A 1,669-nucleotide genomic window follows, 5' to 3' on the forward strand; every position below is an offset into this window, starting at 1 on the left:
GATCATGTCTGTCGTTCTCCGCTGGCAGGGCGTCAAGTCAATGATGGCAGATTGCTGGGGTTTTTAGAGGCTCCTTATAGCGAAATTGTGAGTCGAGCTGCGACGAAAAGTCGCAGTTCGCCAGATTTTTTTTCATTACACTTTGTCGGTGCACTCACCTCATCCGCCCCTTTTCAGACTGATGCAGCACTTGGCCTTCCTGGCGGTTTTGCTGTTGGTGCTTGCGCCATTGGTCAGCCGCACACTTGGCAATACGCACAGTTTTTTGGGCGTTCCGCTTTGTCAGAGCCGCACGACGCAGGCTGAAGCTGCGCCTGGGTTGGTTGTTCGTTTCATCAACGAGCATAACTCGATCATCAAGCACGACATGGAAGGCGCCGGCGCGCAGCATGCGTCTGTCTGCGATTACTGCGTGCTTGCCGCAAGGTTGCTGCCTTGGCTGTTGATCGCGGTTGTGGTGTTTGCGCTGATTCGGGCAAAAATTTTCGGTGAGCGCTGTGTTGCTGTGCGCGTTTGCGCCGGACGTTGTTGGGCGCATTCGCCCCGTGGTCATCCTCTGCTCGTCTAAACACGCTGGTCGATTCAGCATCGCCCGGTGTTGGGCGTACTTTTGAGTGTTTTGGAGCGTTTCTATGAGATCTTTTTTTCTGCCGTCCCATGCGGCGGCAACGCCGTGCCTTATGCGTGTGAAGCTTCTTTCGAGCTTTGCGCTTGTCACCGAGCCTAATCCAAGGCGTCCGCAAGTGTCGGGGACGGGAGGCGATTGGTCGCGGTTAGATCGGTGTCGCGCTCTGTGCCGCAGCGTCGTTTTACTCCTGACAGCCAATGCGGTATTCCACCTAAGAACGATGCTGTCTGGCGAGATTCAGAGCAGGTGTTATCGCTGGCAGACACTGCGCTTGGAGAGCTGAGCGCAGGAGTGCGTGGCCAGGTGCGCAGCGGCTCTCAACGGATCCATGGAGTAAACGGATGCAAGAAAAAATAGTGCGACTTAAACGGGTGACATCGAGGCTGGTGCTGCTGTGCGCGGTCTGTGTCATGGCTGGCTGCGGCCTGTGGGGCTCATCGTTTTCGCCCAACGGTGCTGACCTCAGCGGTATGGGGCGTGGTGTCGATTTCTATCTGCGTGATACCGAAGGCAAGCCCAAGCCGTTGCGAAGCTTTCATGGCAAGGCCTTGGTGCTGCTTTTCGGCTTCACCAATTGCCCCGATGTCTGCCCGACGGCGTTGGCGCGTGCTGCCCAGGTCAAGCGCAAGTTGGGCGCGCAAGCATCGCAAGTGCAATTTGCTTTTGCCACGCTCGACCCACAACGCGATGTTCCCAATGTACTGAGGACGTATGTGAAAGAATTCGATCCAGACTTCATCGCTCTGACCGGTAGCACAGGGGAAATCAGGGTGGCAGCAGACAATCTGAAGGTGGTCTACGCCAAGGTGCCGAGGGGAAAGACCTACACCATCGATCACTCGACCCGGAGTTTTGTATTCGATCGCAACGGCAACTTGCGCGTCGGCTTTGCGCACGAGCAATCGGTCGATTCGACTGTTGAAGACATCCGGCAGGTCATCGCACTGGAGTGAGTTCGCAGCTACAAGGAGCCTCTAAAAACCCCAGCAATCTGCCATCATTGACTTGACGCCCTGCCAGCGGAGAACGACAGACATGATC

General features: G+C 56.2%; 2 protein-coding genes. Both read left to right on the forward strand.

Annotated features, from left to right (window positions below; all coding sequences use genetic code 11):
* Positions 1 to 181 precede the first annotated feature (181 nt).
* Complete coding sequence (locus tag XpopCFBP1817_RS20625) at positions 182 to 568, forward strand: DUF2946 family protein (protein ID WP_128418474.1); 387 nt, start codon at positions 182 to 184, stop codon at positions 566 to 568.
* A 401-nt stretch (positions 569 to 969) separates the two neighbouring features.
* Positions 970 to 1,581, forward strand: coding sequence for an SCO family protein (locus tag XpopCFBP1817_RS20630; protein WP_128418475.1), 612 nt, complete (start codon positions 970 to 972; stop codon positions 1,579 to 1,581).
* The last annotated feature ends 88 nt before the right edge of the window (positions 1,582 to 1,669 follow it).

The sequence above is a fragment of the Xanthomonas populi genome, from assembly GCF_002940065.1.
Classification (GTDB): domain Bacteria; phylum Pseudomonadota; class Gammaproteobacteria; order Xanthomonadales; family Xanthomonadaceae; genus Xanthomonas; species Xanthomonas populi.

Bases quoted from the DNA above. Each gene is read 5' to 3' on its own strand.
- XpopCFBP1817_RS20625 (WP_128418474.1), top strand. From the start codon at position 182: ATGCAGCACTTGGCCTTCCTGGCGGTTTTGCTGTTGGTGCTTGCGCCA.
- XpopCFBP1817_RS20630 (WP_128418475.1), top strand. From the start codon at position 970: ATGCAAGAAAAAATAGTGCGACTTAAACGGGTGACATCGAGGCTGGTG.